The organism is Dyella terrae (genome assembly GCF_004322705.1).
Classification (GTDB): Bacteria; Pseudomonadota; Gammaproteobacteria; order Xanthomonadales; family Rhodanobacteraceae; genus Dyella_D; species Dyella_D terrae.
This window is the reverse complement of record NZ_SIZZ01000001.1, coordinates 1,871,927-1,888,473: the sequence shown is the minus strand read 5'-3', so window position 1 is coordinate 1,888,473 and position 16,547 is coordinate 1,871,927. Positions and strand designations below refer to the sequence as shown.

The window sequence follows — 16,547 nt, the reverse complement described above, 5'->3', positions numbered from 1 at the left end:
CCGTCCCCGGGCGGTGGGCAAGGCGCGCGGCATTCTGGTGCCTCAGATATCGCCGTGCAGCGCCTGCAGCGCGGCCAGGGCCGCCAGCCCCGCCGTCTCGGTCCGCAGGATGCGCGGACCCAGGCGCAAGCCACGGAAGCCGGCACCCGCCAGGGCGCTGACATCACGCTCGCCGAGCCCGCCTTCGGGGCCGACGACCAGGATACCCATCGCGTGGCGGAAGCTCAGCGCTTTCGCCTGCACGTCTCCTTCGGGAAGCAAGGCGAGGCGCTCGCCTTCATCGCCCAGGTCGCGGAGCCACGCTTCAAGGGGCAGGGCAGGGAGCACGTCCGGAACGAAGGCACGACCGCTTTGTTCGCACGCACTGGCGACGACCGCGCGCCAGTGCGCGAGGCGCTTTTCGGCGCGGGCAGCATCGAGTTTCACTTCCGATCGTTCGGTGATCAGCGGCACGATGCGGGCAACCCCCAGTTCGGTGGCCTTTTGCACGATCAGGTCCATTTTTTCGCCGCGCGCGATGCCCTGCGCCAGCGTCAGCCGAAGCGGCGACTCGTTGTCGACGGCCATCGCTTCGAGGACGCGCACGGTGACGTCGCGCTTGGTCGTGGCGATGATCTGAGCGCGGTAATCCTTGCCGTCGCCATTGAACAGCGTCAGTGGATCGCCCGCGACCATGCGCAGCACGCGTGCGACATGTTCGCCCGCCTGTCCCGGCAAGTTGAACTCACCGGCAGGGGCGAGCGGCAGATCGACGTGGATACGGATGGTGCGCATGCTCAAGGACGGGTCGGAAAGGGCGCGAGGATAGCTTAGTGCGCGTCGTCAGGCATGTCCGGCTGAACCGGCGCGAGATGGCGGATTCTTGTGGCTTGCTTGCGGGAATGTCGAGGCGCAACATGAGGTTACCGTCCCCTGCGCCACCGCGAGGTGACCGCCATGCGCCATCGTGTCATTGCCATGCTGATCGTCGGGATTGCCGCCGCCGCGATCACGCTGCCCGTCCGCTCCCAATCAACGACGCCGCCCGCCGGTGACGCCAGCCTGCGCGCTGTCCCTGGGGGTCGCGTGAGCGCCTATCCCGAACAACCGCAGGCAGCGAAGGATCCGGACTGTCTCAAGCCAACCGGCAGCGCCGTCCAGACCCAGGGCGGGCACTGCATGCCCGTGAACGGCAAGACCTATACGAAGGAACAGCTCGATCGCACGGGCGAGAAGAACCTCGGCCCGGCGCTGCAGAAGCTTGATCCCAGCATCACCACCAGGGGGCGCTGAGCTCAGCCGGCCAGCGCCACCTCGATGCCTGCCGTGGCGACGTCGACCAGATGGTCGATGTCCGCTTCCGTCACCACGTAAGGCGGCATGAAGTAGACGATGTTCCCCAGCGGGCGCAGCAGGGCGCCGTGCTTGAGTCCGTGCAGGTACACCTGCAGGCCGCGACGCTCGCCCGCATCGAAGGGTGTTCGTGATGCCTTGTCGCGCACCAGTTCGATGGCGGCGATCATGCCGGTCTGGCGCACGTCACCCACCTGCGGATGGTCGCGGAACGGCGCCAGGCGCCTTGCAAGGTGATCGGCGAGGACGCGGTTGCGCTCGAGCACGGGGTCTTCCCGGAAGATCTGCAGCGTTGCCAGTGCGGCGCGGCACGCCAGGGGGTTGCCGGTATAGCTGTGGGAGTGCAGGAACGCCTTGCCGGCGCTGTACTCGGCGTAGAACGCTTCGTAGATGGCGTCGCGCGTCAGTACGGCAGAGAGCGGCAGGAAGCCGCCTGTCAGGCCTTTCGACAGGCACATGAAATCCGGTGTCACGCGGGCCTGCTCGCAGGCGAAGAGGGTGCCCGTGCGCCCGAAGCCCACGGCAATCTCGTCGGCGATGAAGTGCACGTTGAATTCGTCGCAGAGCTGGCGCAAGCCGGCCAGGTAATCCGGGTGGTACATGCGCATGCCGCCGGCGCACTGCACGAGTGGCTCCACGATGACGGCGCAGGTTTCGTGCGCCTGTTCTTCGAGAAGCTTCCGCATGGCGGCGAGGCAGCGCTGCGCATAGGCCCTGTCCGTCTCGCCCGCTTCGGCTTCATAGGCATCGGGTGAAGGCGCCAGCGTGGGCGTCAGCAGAAGCGGCGCATAGGTTTTGCGGTACAGCGCCACGTCACTGACGGACAACGCACCGAGGGTTTCACCGTGATAGCTGCCGGTCAGTGCGATGAAACGCGTCTTCTCGCCGAAGCCCTGGTTGAGCCAGTAGTGGAAGCTCATCTTGAGCGCGACTTCGATGGCGGCCGAACCGTTGTCGGCGAAAAACACCTTGTCCAGGCCCGGTGGCGTGATCTGCACGAGCTGTTCGGCCAGCTCGATGGCGGGCTCATGCGTGAAACCGGCAAAGATGACGTGTTCCAGCGTATCCAGCTGCTGCTTCAGTGCCGCACCAATGCGCGGGTTGGCGTGGCCGAACAGGTTGGTCCACCAGGAGCTGATGCCATCGAGGTATCGCTTGCCGTCGGCGTCCACCAGCCAGGCGCCTTCGCCACGCACGATGGGGATCATCGGCACCAGGCCAGCATGGTCGTGCATCTGCGTGCAGGGGTGCCAGACGTGGCGGAGATCGCGTGCCGCAAGGGCGGTATTGCTGAGGGCTGCTGCATTCATCCGGGTATGATCGGCGGGTGGGTGCGTCCGCTCAAGTCCTGCGGCCCGCCTCGCAAGTGTCGTCAGGAGGTGGGTGTTTGAAGGTTTCGCGTGTCGTCGCCGTCGTGTCCGTGGCCCTGCTGCTGGTATTTGCCCTGTTCTGGTGGCTACCGGCCCGCTGGGTGAAACCGGCGCTGGACGCCCGCCTGCACGGCCTGCGACTGGAGGCGGTCAGTGGCAGCTTGTGGCAGGGACAGGCCGGATCGGTGCTCGGCCCGGACGGCAAATCGCTGGGTGCGCTGCGCTGGGAGCTGTCGCGCGCCATCCTCTTGGGTGACCTGAAACTGAGTTTCGACCTGAACGGCCCGGGTCTTGCCGCGCGGGGCAGCATGCACGGCAACGATGCCCAGGCCCAGGTCTGGGAGCAGGTTCACCTGAGCGGCGATGCGCGTTTCTTCGCCCGCCGGTTTGGCCTTCCGGACGGCTATCTGGAAGGTCAGCTGCAGGCAGATATCGGCCATGCCGAGCTGCAGGGCAACTGGCCGCTTGCCCTCGATGGCACGGCGCAATGGAAAGACGGCGTGCTGACCACCCGCGCGGGCAAGGTGCGCGTGGGCGATCTCCATGCGGCGGCCTCCGGCGCGGAGGGCGTCGTGGACATACGCCTGAACGATGACGGCACCGGTCCACTGGCGCTCGATGGCCACTGGCAGCTCAGCCCTCTCGGCTGGCGCGTGGACATGACGGCCCAGGCGCGATCCGGCGATCCGGTAATGCAACAATGGCTCCGCACCCTGGGCAAGCCCGACACATCGGGCGTCATCCATATCCAGCGCAACGGCGGCGTGGCCGGCGCACTCGCCACCAAAGGGAAGTCATGAGCAACGTGAATCTGGCCAGTGCCCTGTCGGCAGCAAGGGAAGCCGCCGCCGCCGCGGCCGAAGTCATCCTGCATTACTGGCAACGTGGCGTGGACGTGGAGTGGAAGAGCGACGCCACGCCGGTCACCGTTGCCGACCGCGAGGCCGAACTGGCCATCCGGAAAATCCTGCACGAGGCCTTGCCGGAAGCGGCGATCTACGGCGAAGAATTTGGTCACGATGGCGGTTCCGACGGCCTGCTCTGGCTGGTCGATCCACTCGATGGCACCAAGAGCTTCGTGCGACGCACGCCGTTCTTCTCGACCCAGATCGCGCTGATGCGCGAGGGCGAACTGGTGCTGGGCGTGTCCAGCGCGCCTGTGTATGGCGAGACTTTCTGGGCAAGCAAGGGCGGCGGCGCCTGGTTCGAGGGCCAGCGCGTACACGTGGCGGCGACCGACACGATGGCCCATGCCTCCCTTTCCACGGGCAACATCAAGACGCTGACGCGCGACGCGCGCTGGGAGGCACTGGGTGGCCTCATCCGCGACAGCAGCCGCATTCGTGGTTACGGCGATTTCTGCCATTACCACTTGCTGGCGCGCGGCGGCCTCGACCTGGTGATCGAGTCGGACGTGAACATCCTCGATGTAGCCGCACTGGCGGCGATCGTGCACGAAGCCGGCGGCATCTTCACCGACCTCGAGGGGCGCGCCCTGGGCCTGCACAGCACCAGCGCCCTGGCTGGAACACCGTCGCTTCACGCCCAGGCCCTGGCCCGCTTTCGTGCGGCGCAGGGAGGGTAGAATAGGCGGATGCGCAAGCCACCGATCATCCATGCGACCCGCGACGTCCACGACAGTCACTTCCTGCATGTCGAACAGCTGGACCTCGAATTCTCCAATGGCGAACGCCGCACGTACGAGCGCCTGAAGGGCAGCGGCCTGGGTGCCGTGATCATCGTGCCGATGCTGGACGATGAAACCGTGCTGCTGGTGCGCGAGTATGGCGCAGGCGTCGGTCGCTACGAACTGAGCCTTCCCAAAGGCCGCCTGGACCAGGACGAAACCGCCGAGCAGGGCGCCGATCGCGAACTCAAGGAAGAAGTGGGTTACGGCGCGCGCAAGCTGAAGATCCTGCACAACCTGTCCCTGTCGCCGTCTTACATGACGCACATGGCTCACGTGGTGCTCGCGCAGGATCTGTATCCCGAGCGGCTGGAAGGCGACGAGCCTGAAGAGCTCGAAGTGGTGCCGTGGAAGCTGGACAACCTGCACGAACTGATCGCACGCGACGACGTCACCGAAGGTCGTTCGATCGCGGCGCTGTTCATGGCGCGCGAGTACCTTGCCGGCCGCTTCAATCCATGAGCGCACCGCTGTCTCCGGTTCTGACTCGGCTTTGCCGGATTGCACGCGATGCCGGCGAAGCGATCCTTGCGGTCTACGCCGAAGAATTCGCCGTCGAGCGCAAGGCCGATCATTCGCCGGTGACGGCGGCCGATCTGGCGGCGCAGCGTGTCATCGTGGCGGGGCTTTCGCAGCTGGATGAAGTACTGCCGGTGTTGTCCGAGGAAGCGCGCATCCTGCCCTGGGCAACGCGGCAGGCCTGGCAACGCTACTGGCTGGTCGATCCGCTCGATGGCACGCGTGAATTCGTCAAGCGCAACGGCGAGTTCTCCGTCAACATCGCGCTGATCGATAACCACGAGCCGGTCATGGGCGTGGTGCTGGCACCCGTGACGGGCGATCTGTACGCCGCCGAGCGCGGCCACGGTGCCTGGCGCCAGACGGCCAGGGACGGTGCGTGGGAACGTCTTGCCACGCGCCCGCTGGCGCAGCCCGCTGTCGTGGCGGGCAGCCGTTCGCATGGTGGTCTCGCCGCCGGGCTGTTGCAGGAGCTGGTTGGCGATGATTACACCTCGTTTCCGCTGGGCTCGTCGCTGAAGTTCTGTCTTGTGGCGCGCGGCGATGCGGACGTCTATTTGCGCCGCGGCCCGACCAGCGAATGGGACACGGCCGCCGCGCACAGCGTGCTGCAGGAAGCGGGCGGCGACGTGCTGGACCTGCACGGTCGCACGCTGCGCTACAACACCAAGGATTCCCTGCTCAATCCCGAATTCCTCGCCATGGGCGATCGTGCGATCGACTGGCGCGAGCGACTGCGGCAAGCCGAGATCGAACCGCATGAGTGAAGTCCCCGTCCGTCACCGCTTAGAAGATCTGCTCGCCATCATGGCGCGCCTGCGTGATCCGGAACGTGGCTGCCCGTGGGATGTCGGGCAGGACTTCTCGACCATTGCGCCGTACACCATCGAAGAGGCCTACGAGGTCGCCGATGCGATCGACCGCAAGGACTGGCACGACTTGCGCGACGAGCTGGGTGACCTGCTGCTGCAGGTGGTGTTCCACGCGCAGATGGCGAAGGAAGCGGGGCTGTTCGATTTCAACGATGTCGCCCATGCGATCAGCGACAAGATGATCCGTCGCCATCCGCATGTCTTCGGCGACGTCAGCTACGACGACCTCGACGCCCAGAAAGCGGCCTGGGAACAGATCAAGGCTGAGGAACGCGCCGCCAGGGGTGCGCAGCACGATGACAGCGCGCTGGCGGGTGTTTCAAGCGGGCTGCCCGAGTGGAAGCGTGCACTGAAGCTGCAGCAGCGCGCGGCGACGGTGGGCTTCGACTGGCCCGATCCCCATCCGGTGCTCGATAAGCTGGCCGAGGAAGTCGAAGAAGTCCGGCACGAATTTGCCAACGGCGCATCGCCCGAGCGCCTGCAGGATGAAATCGGCGACGTGTTGTTCGTCGTCGTGAATCTCGCCCGCCATGCCGGCGTGGATTTCTCGCGGGCCTTGCGGCATGCCAATGCCAAGTTCGAACGGCGCTTCCGCCTGATGGAAGCGCTCGCTGATGCGCAGGGCCAGGCACTCGCGGAGCGCGATCTCGACGCGCAGGAAGCGCTGTGGCAGGAAGCCAAACGCAGCGAAGCCAGGCGCTGACGCCAACCCGGACATAAAAGAGGCGCGAGGTCTGGGGTCCCCGCGCCTCAAGGCGCCCTTCGTCCATCAGGGTGATGGCGTGCGTTGCAACGTAGTTATCGTTATTTCGATCCGTATCGCGCATGTCCTTGCCGGGCGATGCGCGCGATGCCGGACGTATCAAAGCCTCCGTTATTGCGCAGGCGGCGGAGGCGGTGGCGTATTGCCCGCGCGCTGCTGCCAGGCCGCGCGCATCTTTTCCATCTCGTCGCGACGCTTTGCTTCCTGGGCCAGGTTTTCGTCCAGGCTCTTGCGCAGCGTCGCGATCGCCTGATCGACATTGGTGGGCGCAGCTTGCGCGCGGGCGAGCTGGTGATAGACGTAGGTGCGAACGCGCGGATCCTGCGACTTGGCCAGCACGCTGTTGTAGAGCGCAGGCAGTTCCTTGGCCCGACCGGATTGCACGTACAGGCGCTCCAGGTCGCGCAGATCGCCGATCACCGGCGAGTCGGGCGGTCCAAACCGGCCGCCAAACATCATCCCGCGATCGTCATCGTCGCGCGGGCCGCGCTGATCATGGCGGTCACCCCCACGTGGCGCTGCTTTGGCAGGTGCGCCGCTCTTCGCCGGGGGCGGTGCAGGGGCATCCTGGGCGAGGGCCAGCGAGGTGGCGCCAGCCAGGGTCAGGGCAAGCATCGAGGCAAGCCGGGTAACGGGCTTCATGGTCGGGCTCCTTCGTGAACTCAGGAGCGCAGAACGGCTGTGGCGCTGGCTTGGTTGACCGCGCCCGTCAGGAAGGCGTGAAATGCGGGCTCCGTCGAGGCATGACCGGCGTCACTTCACGAACGCCGCCGCATCTGCAACCTTTTGCACCTGGCATGCATCTGATTGTCCGAACCGATCAATTCCCGGAGCCCGCCCATGCGTCACCTTTTCCTTGCCTCCCTCCTGCTATTGCCGTTTGCGGCGCATGCTGGCGACAGCAACTGCAGGCACACCGCCCCGCGTGAACTCAAACTCGATCTGGCCGGCGTCAAGTCCGTGCAGGTGGAAGTGCGCAGCTATGACCTGCACGTCAACGGCGTCGCGGGCTCGACGGGCGAAATCAAAGGCGTCGCCTGTGCCTCTGACGAAAAGCTGCTGCCGGATCTGGTGATCACGCAGCACAAGGAAGGCGACCAGCTCATCGTGGAGATGGGGACGAGCGGTCGGCACATCAGCATCAATTTCTTCGGCAGCACCAGCACGGGCCTGAAGGCGGACATGACGCTGCCGGCGAACATGCCGCTCACGGTCAACGTTGGTTCGGGCGATGGCTGGGTGAACAACGTGGCCAGGCTCGATTCGCGCGTTGGTTCGGGCGACCTGCATGTCACCAAGGTCAGCGGTCCGGTGTCCGCCAGCGTCGGTTCGGGCGACATGGACGTGAAGGATATCGGTAGCCTGGACCTGGGTGCCGTCGGTTCGGGCGACTTCAAGGGCCAGGGCATCAACGGCGATGCGCGCATTGGCAGCATCGGTTCCGGTGACGTGGAGCTGCGCGACGTGAAAGGCAGCGTTCGCGCCGATACGCTGGGTTCCGGTGACCTGACGGTCAAGGGTGTCGGCGGCGATCTGTCGCTGGGCGCCAAGGGCAGCGGCGACGTGAATCACTCGGACGTGCGTGGCAAGGTCAACGTGCCGCGCGATCGCGACTGATTGAAGCGGACATCGTGAGCGACGACAAAACCCCGGCGATCGCCGGGGTTTTGCTATCCGACATAGCGCCAGACGACGTACACCAGTGGCGCACAGACCAGCAGGAATGGCACCGAGACCTGGTGCAGGACTTTCATGCCGCCGGGCTGATTGGCCAGGCGCAGCGCAATGAGGTTGGCCAGCGAGCCGATCGCGCCGCCGAAGCCGCCAACGTTGACTGCGACGGCCAGCGCCATGGCATCGGGCGCATGTTCCATCAGGAGTACCGTCGCAGGCACGTTGCTGATCAGCTGCGATCCGAGGATGCCGCTCACATAAAGATTCAGCGGCTTGCTCAGGTCGATGTGATCCAGTGCAGCCTGCACCCAGCTGAGATTGGCGAAGTGCCCCAGTCCCAGGAAAATCGCGGCGAAGGTGAGGAGCAGCATCCAGTCGATCCGTGCCAGCAGCCGCCAGTCGAAGAGGGCGAATGGCACGATCAGGAGGGCGGCGCTGAGCACCGCGTGGCCGTGATCCATCATCACCACCATCAGGGCCAGTGCGACCAGCGATAAGGCGGCTTGCGATACCGATACCGGATGGCCATCCAGATGCTCGGGCTTCATTTCGACGCGACCCTTGGGCAACCAGAACCAGGTCACCAGCAGCACAAGCGCGAACATCGTCAGGAAGACGGGCAGCATGACCGCGACGAAATGCAGGAACGGTACGCGCACGTACTGCCACAGCAGCAGGTTCTGGGGGTTGCCGATGGGCGTCAGTGTCGAGCCGGCATTGACGGCCAGTGCTTCGAGCACCACCACGCGCAGGACAGGCAGGTTGGAAATGCGCCCGATGGCGAGCGTGAGCGGCACGATGAGAAACAGGCTCACGTCGTTGGTGAGCACCATCGACAGGACCGCGGTCAGGCAGATCAGCAATACGCCGACGACGCGCAGTGAATGCGCCCGCGCCAGCAGGACGGCGGCCAGGCGCTGGACGAGCCCGCTATCGCGAATGCCCTGGATGGCGATTAGCAGGCCGAGCAGGCCGGCCAGCGTGGAGAGCTGCAGCCAGCGCTGGTAGTCGGCGAGCGGGCGCGGGTCCACGATCGCCAGCACGATGGAAAGGGTCGCAAAGGCCACCAGCAGCCATTCGCTTTTGACGCGTTCGCGTACGTTGCTGAAGATCATCGTCCGCCCTTCGCCAGTGACACGGCGCGACTTTAGCAGCGGCCCGCCCGCGAGCGGGCCGCTGTCGTACGGTCAGCCTTCGCGCAGCAGGCGCATGGGTGAGGTCCGGGTCACCTTGCGCGTGCCGGCCAGGCCAAGCAGCATGACCACCACGGCGGCGGCCAGCGCGGACAGCACCAAAGGTCCGATCGGAGGGACGAAGCCCTCGATGTGGAACACCGCGCGCCCCATCCACCACCCGGTGCCGGCTGCACCAACCGCCGCCGTGAGGCCGGCGACCAGTCCTAGCAGCGCAAATTCGCACGCCGCCGCCGCGCGCAACTGGGTTCGTCGCGCACCCAGGGTCCGGAGCAATGCTGCTTCGTGGCGACGTTCGGCGGCGCTCGCCGCCAGTGCTGCGGCGAGCACCAGCGCACCGGCCAGCAAGCTGAAGCCGAGCACCCAGCGCACGGCGTGGCTCACGCGGTCGACGATTTCGCGCACGCGGTCAAGCAAGGCATCCACGTCGATCAGGCTGAGGTTGCCGAAGTCGCGCGACAGCTTCGCCATGTCCTGCGCGTGCCCGCGTGGCACATAGAAACTGGCGATCCAGGTGTGTGGCAGGTTGCTGGCGTGGGCCAGATCGAGCAGCAGGAAGAAGTTCACGCGGAACGAACTCCAGTCCACCTGGCGAATGCTGCCGACGCGTGCATCGATGGTGCCCTCGCCGACACTGAAGCTCATCGTGTCGCCGACCTTCAGCGCAAACATGTCGCGCCACATCGTGTCGATGGAGACTTCCGGCTGCGCCGGATGCGCACCGCTCCATGTACCGGCAACCACCTGGTTCGACGGCGGCAGGTCGTCGGCCCACGACAGGCGCAGCTGACGATCGCTCCAGTCCTTGGCACGCTCGTCCTTGAACTGAAGCTGGTCGATCGGCTTGCCGTTGATGGCCGTCAGCTTGCCTACCGCCAGCGGCAGCATGTTGAGCTGTTGCGAGCCGATGCCTGACAACGCTTGCTCGAATGGCGCGCGCTGATCGTCCTGCAGGTTGAGGACGAACCAGTTCGGCGTATCCGCCGGCAGTTCTCGCCGCCAGCCCTCCAGCAGCGCGGGTGCAACGATGGCCAGCAAGAGCAGCGCCACCAGGCCAAGGCTTAGTGCCGTTGCCTGCAGCAGGCTCATGCCGCGCCGGCGCGCGAGCGCCGCAAGCCCCAGGCGCAGGGCCGGGTGCGCGCCCGGTGCGACGCGCCGGGCCGTCCAGAGCAGCACGGCGGCAAGCAGCGCGGCAACGGCGGCAACGCCGACCAGGCTGACGGCCAGGATGCCCGCCATGCGTGCTGAGCCGCTCTGGCTCCAGATCAGCAGCAGCGCCACGACGATGGGGATCAGGTACAGCGCGTCGAAACGGCGCACCTTGCTGGTCATGCTGTCACGGAATACGGCGACGGGCGGGACTTCCGCCAGCCGCGTCAACGGCGGCAAGGCGAAACCCGCCAGCACCGCCACGCCCATGGCGGCGGATGCGAAGGCAGGCCCGAGCGGCAGGTCCACCGGAACGCTGGTGAACAAAGTGCTTGCAAACGACCACGCCGCCTGCGCGATGCCCAGCGAAAGCACGATGCCAAGCAAGGACGCAGGAATGGCGAGTGCGGCAAGCGTGCCGAGCAGCAGGCCGAGCACGCGTCGACGCGGTGTGCCGATGGCGCGCAGCAAGGCCACTTCGTTGGTCTTGCGTCGCGCGTAACGCTGCGCGGCCAGGGCGATCGCCACGCCCGCGAGCAGAGCCGAGAGCAGGGCAGTCAAGCGCAGGAAGGCGCTGGCGCGATCGAAGGCGCTGCGCATGCGTTCCTGCGTTTGTTCCGGCGTGATCAGCTCAGCGCCCTGCGGCAACGTTTGTGCCTGGACCCAACTGCGCCACCGGCTCACGGGGCCCGGGTCCCCCGAGACCAGCAAACGATGTCGCGCCCGGCTACCGGTTCCCAGAAGGCCGGATTGCTCCGCGTCGGCCAGGCTCATGATGGCGCGAGGTGCCAGCGCGAATAGTTCGCCGCCATCAGGCTGGCGCACCAGTTCGGCGGCGATGCGCAGTTCGCGGCCGCCCAGCTGCACGTTGTCGCCGGGCTTGAGATTGAGTGCCACCAGCGCGCGATGATCGAGGTAGACCTCGCCCGTGGCAGGACCGTGTCCAACGTAGTCGCCCTTTTGCGGATGGCGAAGTTCCAGCTTGCCGCGCAGGGGGTAACTGGCATCACTGGCTTGCACGTCGAGCAACTGGCTCTGTTCGTGGGCGAAGGCCACGCTCGGAAAACTGGCGCCGTGCGTGGTGCTGAGTCCTTGTTCCTTTGCCTGTTCAACGTACTCGGCGGGGAGTGGCTGGGGTGATGTCACCCCGAGATCGCCGCCGATCAGTTCGGCCGCGTTGGCGAGCATGCCGCGCTCCATGCGCGTGGCGAGGGTGGAGACCACGCCGAGGGCGACCACGGCCAGGGTGAGCGAGGCCGCGAGTGTCCTCAGTTCCGGCAGGTGCCACTCGCGGCGAAGGCTGCGCAGGGCAAGGCGCAGCAGCCTCATGCGGCTACCCCGGCGCTGCGCGAGATGATGCGACCGTCGTCGAGTTCGACGTGGCGCGTGCAGCGCTCGGCGAGCATCGGATCGTGCGTGACCAGCACGAGCGTCGTGCGGTGGTCGCGATTGAGGGCGAACAGCAGGTCGCTGATGTGATGGCCGGTGCGCTGGTCCAGATTGCCGGTGGGTTCATCGGCGAACAGCAGGCGCGGGCCATGGACAAAGGCGCGCGCAATGGCGACGCGTTGCTGTTCGCCGCCGGAAAGCTGGGCGGGGTAGTGGCGCCGGCGCGGGGTGAGGCCGACGGCCTCCAGGGCGTCGCGCGCGCGCTTGCGAGCGTCGTCGGCACCTTCCAGCTCCAGCGGCAGCATGACGTTCTCTTCGGCGGTCAGCGCCGGAAGCAGGTGAAAGGACTGGAATACGAAACCCACCAGCCGGCGCCGGAGATCGGCGCGCGCTTCTTCGTCCAGCTGTTCCAGCGCGTGGCCGTCGAGGCCGATATGACCCTGGCTGGGCGTGTCCAGGCCTGCGAGCAGGCCAAGCAGGGTGGTCTTGCCTGAACCCGATGCGCCGACGATCGCGAAGCTTTCGCCATCGCGCACGTCCAGGCTGACGCCACGCAGGATGTCCAGCTGCCCCTCGGGGCCGCGCACCGACTTGGTAACATCGCGGGCAACGAGAAGCGGACGGGAAGATTCACTCATGCGTCGGATCCTTTGGCTTGCGCTGTGGCTGTTGTGTGTCGGGACACTTCACGCGGCGCCGACGAAAACCATTCTGGTGCTTGGCGACTCCTTGTCCGCCGCCCACAACATTGCGACGGAACAGGGTTGGGTGCACCTGCTGGAAGTACGTCTGAAGCAAATGGAGCCAGGTTGGACTGCGATCAATGCCAGTATCAGTGGGGAAACGTCTCTAAGTGGTCGCAACCGGCTCCCGAGTCTCCTGGAACGCTATAAGCCGGCCGTCGTAGTGATTGAACTTGGCGCAAACGACGGCCTGCGAGGCCTGCCGCTGCCGGCCTTGCGGGAGAATCTTTCCACCATGATCGATGCGGCCCAGAAATCCGGGGCCAGGGTCCTTCTGCTGGGCATCGAACTGCCCGTGAACTACGGTCCTCAGTACCGGGATGGCCTCCGTGCCATCTACGCCGATTTGGCGAAACAGAAACATGCGGCCCTGGTGCCTTTCCTGCTCGAGGGCGTCGCCCTGGATCCCAAACTGATGCAGGACGACGGCTTGCACCCCACGGCAGCGGGCGAGCCGCGCGTGCTGGATAACGTTTGGGGGGCATTGCGGCCGCTCCTGAGGTAAGCCTGTACGACTTACAGATAGCTGACGCAGTACCGAAAATTCTCCGTGAATTTTCACGTATTACTCACCGGGTGCCCGGTTAGCTTTCACGTATGTGAAATTCTCACCCCCAGGGAGGTGACTCGGATGAGTTCACGCGACGAACAGGCCGGATTGATTTTGCTGGTGGAAGACAACCGCCAGATTGCGGAAATGGTGGGCGAGTTCCTCGAGCGCCGTGGCTATTCGGTGGATTACGCGGCCGATGGCGTCAGTGGCCTGCACCTGGCCGTCTCCAACAGTTACGACGTGGTCGTTCTCGACCTGATGCTGCCGGGCATGGATGGCCTGGAGGTCTGTCGCAAACTGCGCAAGGAGGCCAAGAAATCCACGCCCGTGCTGATGCTGACGGCCCGCGACACGCTGGAGGACAAGCTGGTGGGCCTGGAGGCGGGCGCCGATGATTACCTGGTGAAGCCTTTTGAAGTGCGCGAGCTCGAAGCACGCCTGCGTGCCTTGATTCGCCGCGATCGTCGCCAGGTGTCCACCGAAGTGCTGACGGTCGGTGACATGACCCTCGATACGGCCACGCTGCGCCTGGTGCGCGCCGGCCAGGAGCTGACGGTGTCGCCGATCGGCCTGAAGCTGCTCGCCATCCTCATGCGCGAATCGCCGCGCGTGGTCAGCCGCCGCGACATCGAACGCGAAATCTGGGGCGATACCTTGCCGGACTCCGACACCTTGCGCTCGCACCTTTACAACCTGCGCCGGGTGATCGACAAGCCGTTCGATCGTCCCCTGCTGCATACCATCCACTCCGCAGGCTACCGCCTTGCCGATCTCGAAACGGAAGTGGCATCGGCCGGCTGACCGCCGGTCGATATCGCCCTGATGTAACCAATGACCGCCCGGGGTTACCCGCCATCGACGGACATGTTCCGTCGGGATGCCTTCCATCGCCGTATGGCGTGGATTTTCGGCCTGCAACTGCTGGGCATGGTCGCCGTTGCCCTCATCAGCTACTACGAGCTGGGCCCGTTGTGGATGGTGCTGATGCTCATCATGTTGACCACGCTGTTGGGTTGGCTCATGGCCCGGCGGCAGTGGCGACAGGTGCGGCGCCTGGCGCGTGCGATCAAATCGTGGGACGAAAGCAAGAACGATCTGCGCCCGTGGCAGCCCGGGCAGCTGCCGCGCAGGACCGATGCCGACGTGGCCGCGTTGGCGGAAGGACTCTATGCCTTTGCCAATCGCATCGCTGGCTACAACCAGCGCGAGCGCAACTTCACGCGCGATGCCAGCCATGAGCTGCGCAGCCCGCTGACGGTTATCAAGATGTCGGCGGAGATGTTGTCGGACGAGCCGGGCATCGGTGAATTCGGCCAGCGCTCCCTGCAACGGATCAAGCGCGCGTCACGCGAAATGGAAGCCCTGGTCGAGGCTCTGCTGATCCTTGCGCGGGAATCCGATCGCGGGCTGACATCGGAGGATTTCGTCGTCAACGACGTCTTGCGCGACGAGCTGGCCGATATCCGCGACCTGCTTGAAGGCCGCGACATCACGCTGGAGTTGGACGAGCCCGTTCGCTTTGCCTTGCACGGCTCCCCGCGCGTGTTCGCGGTGCTTTGCTGGCAGCTCATTCGCAATGCCTGCCAGCAGATGGAGCAGGGCGTCATCGCCATCGCCGTGATGCCGGGTGCCATCACGGTGACCAATCGCATCGATGAAGCGGCGGCAGGGCAGGTCAACCGCCATGGTTTCGAACTGGCCATCGCGCAGCGCATCAGTGAACGCTTTGCGTGGCCTCTGGAACTGCAGACCCGCGAAGGGCGTCAGCACGTGGCGCGGATTCGTTTTCCGCAGACGGTGGCGGTTTCCTAGAGGAACGGTAAACGGTAAACGGTAAGAGCGGTGCGCGCCTTGCTCTTACCGTTTACTGTTCACTGTTCACCAGCCGCGCTTACTTAAGCGCGGCGGCCACCTTGAACGCACAGCCCGTTTTCGCCCGGACGTCATCAACACTCACGCCTTCCTGCAGTTCGATCAGCGTGAGGCCTTCACCCTTCGCAACTTCGAACACGCACAGGTCGGTGATGATCAGGTCGACGACCTGCTTGCCGGTGAGCGGCAGATCGCACTCGTTCTTGATCTTGGGTGAGCCGTCCTTCGCGGTGTGTTCCATCAGCACCACGACGCGCTTCACGCCGCTGACCAGATCCATCGCGCCACCGGGGCCCTTGACCATCTTGCCCGGCACCATCCAGTTGGCGAGGTCGCCGTGGCAGGAGACTTCGAGGCCGCCGAGGATCGACAGGTCGATGTGTCCGCCGCGGATCATGGCGAAGGATTCGGCGCTGGAGAAGAAGCTCGAGCCGGGCAGGGTGCTGATGGTCTGCTTGCCGGCGTTGATCAGGTCCGGATCGACGTGTGCGTCGTCCGGGAACGGGCCGATGCCGAGCAGGCCGTTTTCGGACTGCAGGGTGACGTCGATGCCGTCCGGGATGTAGTTGGCGACCAGGGTCGGAATACCGATACCCAGGTTCACGTAGAAGCCGTCGCGCAGCTCCTTCGCGGCGCGCTGCGCCATGGCGACGCGGATCGGACTTTCCTTGCCCGTGTTGGCGCCAGCGACCGTACGGAATTCGATGCGCTTCTCGTACTTCTCGCCCTGAATGATGCGATCGACGTAGATGCCCGGCACATGGATCGCATCGGGTTCAAGCGTGCCGACCTCGACAAGTTCCTCGACTTCGGCAACGCAGATCTTGCCGCACGTGGCGATCATCGGATTGAAGTTGCGCGCGGTCTTGCGGAACACCAGGTTGCCCAGGCGATCGCCCTTCCACGCCTTCACGATGGAGACGTCGGCGTGGATAGCCTCTTCAAGCACGTATTCCTTGTCACCGAAGACCTTGGTCTCCTTGCCATCGGCCAGCTTGGTGCCGAAGGCGGTGCGCGTGTAGAAGCCCGGGATGCCGGCGCCACCGGCGCGCAGCTTTTCGGCGAGCGTGCCCTGCGGCACGAGGTGCAGTTCCAGTTCGCCCGCCAGGACCTGACGTTCGAATTCCTTGTTCTCACCGACGTATGACGCATAGACGCGCTTGACCTGGCGGGTCTTGAGCAGCGGACCCATGCCGAAGTCGTCCACGCCGGCATTGTTGCCCACGATGGTGAGTCCCTTGGTACCGGCGGCGAGCAGGGCCGCGATCAGGTTCTCGGGGATGCCGCAGAGGCCGAAGCCGCCGGCGGCGATGGTCATGTCGTCGAACAGGAGGCCGTCGAGTGCCTTCGCCGCGCTTGCATAAACCTTGTCCATTGCGATGCCTTCTTGCAGGGAGAGCCAGTTGCCAAGGATACGACGGATCGGCGGCG

17 protein-coding genes are annotated in these 16,547 nt (G+C 65.5%); 10 read left to right on the top strand and 7 right to left on the bottom strand.

Features of this window, described 5'->3' with window-relative positions; genetic code table 11:
- Positions 1–42: 42 nt before the first annotated feature.
- On the bottom strand, positions 43–774 hold the full coding sequence (locus tag EYV96_RS08455; RefSeq protein WP_131150985.1) for a 16S rRNA (uracil(1498)-N(3))-methyltransferase: 732 nt from the start codon (positions 772–774) through the stop codon (positions 43–45).
- A 162-nt stretch (positions 775–936) separates the two neighbouring features.
- On the opposite strand from EYV96_RS08455, the gene EYV96_RS08450 reads away from it, so the two are divergent.
- A complete protein-coding gene (locus EYV96_RS08450) occupies positions 937–1,272 on the top strand; it encodes a hypothetical protein (RefSeq protein WP_131150984.1) in 336 nt (111 codons plus the stop codon).
- Between the two features lie 2 nt (positions 1,273–1,274).
- Here the strand turns inward: EYV96_RS08450 and EYV96_RS08445 are convergent, their stop codons facing one another.
- Entirely contained in the window at positions 1,275–2,642 is a 1,368-nt protein-coding gene (locus EYV96_RS08445; protein WP_165488632.1) for an adenosylmethionine--8-amino-7-oxononanoate transaminase, read from the bottom strand.
- 77 nt (positions 2,643–2,719) lie between these two features.
- Between EYV96_RS08445 and EYV96_RS08440 the strand changes: the two genes are divergently transcribed.
- From EYV96_RS08440 to mazG, 5 genes are read left to right on the top strand one after another with little or no spacing between them, the layout of a single operon-like run.
- Positions 2,720–3,502: a type II secretion system protein N gene (locus EYV96_RS08440; RefSeq protein ID WP_165488631.1), complete on the top strand. Its 783-nt coding sequence runs from the start codon at positions 2,720–2,722 to the stop codon at positions 3,500–3,502.
- Positions 3,499–4,287: an inositol monophosphatase family protein gene (locus EYV96_RS08435; protein WP_131150981.1), complete on the top strand. Its 789-nt coding sequence runs from the start codon at positions 3,499–3,501 to the stop codon at positions 4,285–4,287. The genes EYV96_RS08440 and EYV96_RS08435 overlap by 4 nt, the downstream gene beginning before the upstream one ends.
- Positions 4,288–4,296: 9 nt before the next feature.
- The gene (gene nudE, locus EYV96_RS08430; RefSeq protein ID WP_131150980.1) at positions 4,297–4,851 is read left to right on the top strand and encodes an ADP compounds hydrolase NudE; all 555 of its coding nucleotides are present in this window, start codon (positions 4,297–4,299) and stop codon (positions 4,849–4,851) included.
- Complete coding sequence (cysQ, locus tag EYV96_RS08425) at positions 4,848–5,675, top strand: 3'(2'),5'-bisphosphate nucleotidase CysQ (protein ID WP_131150979.1); 828 nt, start codon at positions 4,848–4,850, stop codon at positions 5,673–5,675. Before nudE ends, cysQ begins: the two co-directional genes overlap by 4 nt.
- On the top strand, positions 5,668–6,483 hold the full coding sequence (gene mazG, locus EYV96_RS08420; RefSeq protein WP_131150978.1) for a nucleoside triphosphate pyrophosphohydrolase: 816 nt from the start codon (positions 5,668–5,670) through the stop codon (positions 6,481–6,483). The genes cysQ and mazG overlap by 8 nt, the downstream gene beginning before the upstream one ends.
- Positions 6,484–6,654: 171 nt before the next feature.
- Here mazG and EYV96_RS08415 read toward each other — a convergent pair whose 3' ends face one another.
- A complete protein-coding gene (locus EYV96_RS08415; protein WP_131150977.1) occupies positions 6,655–7,185 on the bottom strand; it encodes a hypothetical protein in 531 nt (176 codons plus the stop codon).
- 198 nt (positions 7,186–7,383) lie between these two features.
- Here EYV96_RS08415 and EYV96_RS08410 point away from each other — a divergent pair, with 198 nt between their 5' ends.
- On the top strand, positions 7,384–8,160 hold the full coding sequence (locus EYV96_RS08410) for a DUF4097 family beta strand repeat-containing protein (protein ID WP_131150976.1): 777 nt from the start codon (positions 7,384–7,386) through the stop codon (positions 8,158–8,160).
- 53 nt (positions 8,161–8,213) lie between these two features.
- On the opposite strand, the gene EYV96_RS08405 is transcribed toward EYV96_RS08410, so the two are convergent.
- The 3 genes from EYV96_RS08405 to EYV96_RS08395 form a co-directional block, all read right to left on the bottom strand.
- Positions 8,214–9,332: an SLC13 family permease gene (locus EYV96_RS08405; RefSeq protein ID WP_131150975.1), complete on the bottom strand. Its 1,119-nt coding sequence runs from the start codon at positions 9,330–9,332 to the stop codon at positions 8,214–8,216.
- Positions 9,333–9,404: 72 nt separating this feature from the next.
- Positions 9,405–11,888: an ABC transporter permease gene (locus tag EYV96_RS08400; RefSeq protein ID WP_131150974.1), complete on the bottom strand. Its 2,484-nt coding sequence runs from the start codon at positions 11,886–11,888 to the stop codon at positions 9,405–9,407.
- A complete protein-coding gene (locus tag EYV96_RS08395) occupies positions 11,885–12,586 on the bottom strand; it encodes an ABC transporter ATP-binding protein (RefSeq protein ID WP_131150973.1) in 702 nt (233 codons plus the stop codon). The genes EYV96_RS08400 and EYV96_RS08395 overlap by 4 nt, the downstream gene beginning before the upstream one ends.
- On the opposite strand from EYV96_RS08395, the gene EYV96_RS08390 reads away from it, so the two are divergent.
- From EYV96_RS08390 to EYV96_RS08380, 3 genes are all read left to right on the top strand, one after another.
- Positions 12,585–13,196 (top strand): arylesterase, encoded by a 612-nt coding sequence (locus tag EYV96_RS08390; protein WP_131150972.1) that lies wholly within the window; start codon positions 12,585–12,587, stop codon positions 13,194–13,196. The two genes, EYV96_RS08395 and EYV96_RS08390, sit on opposite strands and share 2 nt — an antisense overlap.
- 126 nt (positions 13,197–13,322) lie before the next feature.
- A complete protein-coding gene (locus EYV96_RS08385; protein WP_131150971.1) occupies positions 13,323–14,045 on the top strand; it encodes a response regulator transcription factor in 723 nt (240 codons plus the stop codon).
- A gap of 30 nt (positions 14,046–14,075) precedes the next feature.
- Complete coding sequence (locus tag EYV96_RS08380) at positions 14,076–15,056, top strand: sensor histidine kinase (RefSeq protein ID WP_131150970.1); 981 nt, start codon at positions 14,076–14,078, stop codon at positions 15,054–15,056.
- Between the two features lie 79 nt (positions 15,057–15,135).
- Here EYV96_RS08380 and EYV96_RS19025 read toward each other — a convergent pair whose 3' ends face one another.
- On the bottom strand, positions 15,136–16,491 hold the full coding sequence (locus EYV96_RS19025; RefSeq protein ID WP_131150969.1) for a 3-oxoacid CoA-transferase: 1,356 nt from the start codon (positions 16,489–16,491) through the stop codon (positions 15,136–15,138).
- Positions 16,492–16,547: the final 56 nt, after the last annotated feature.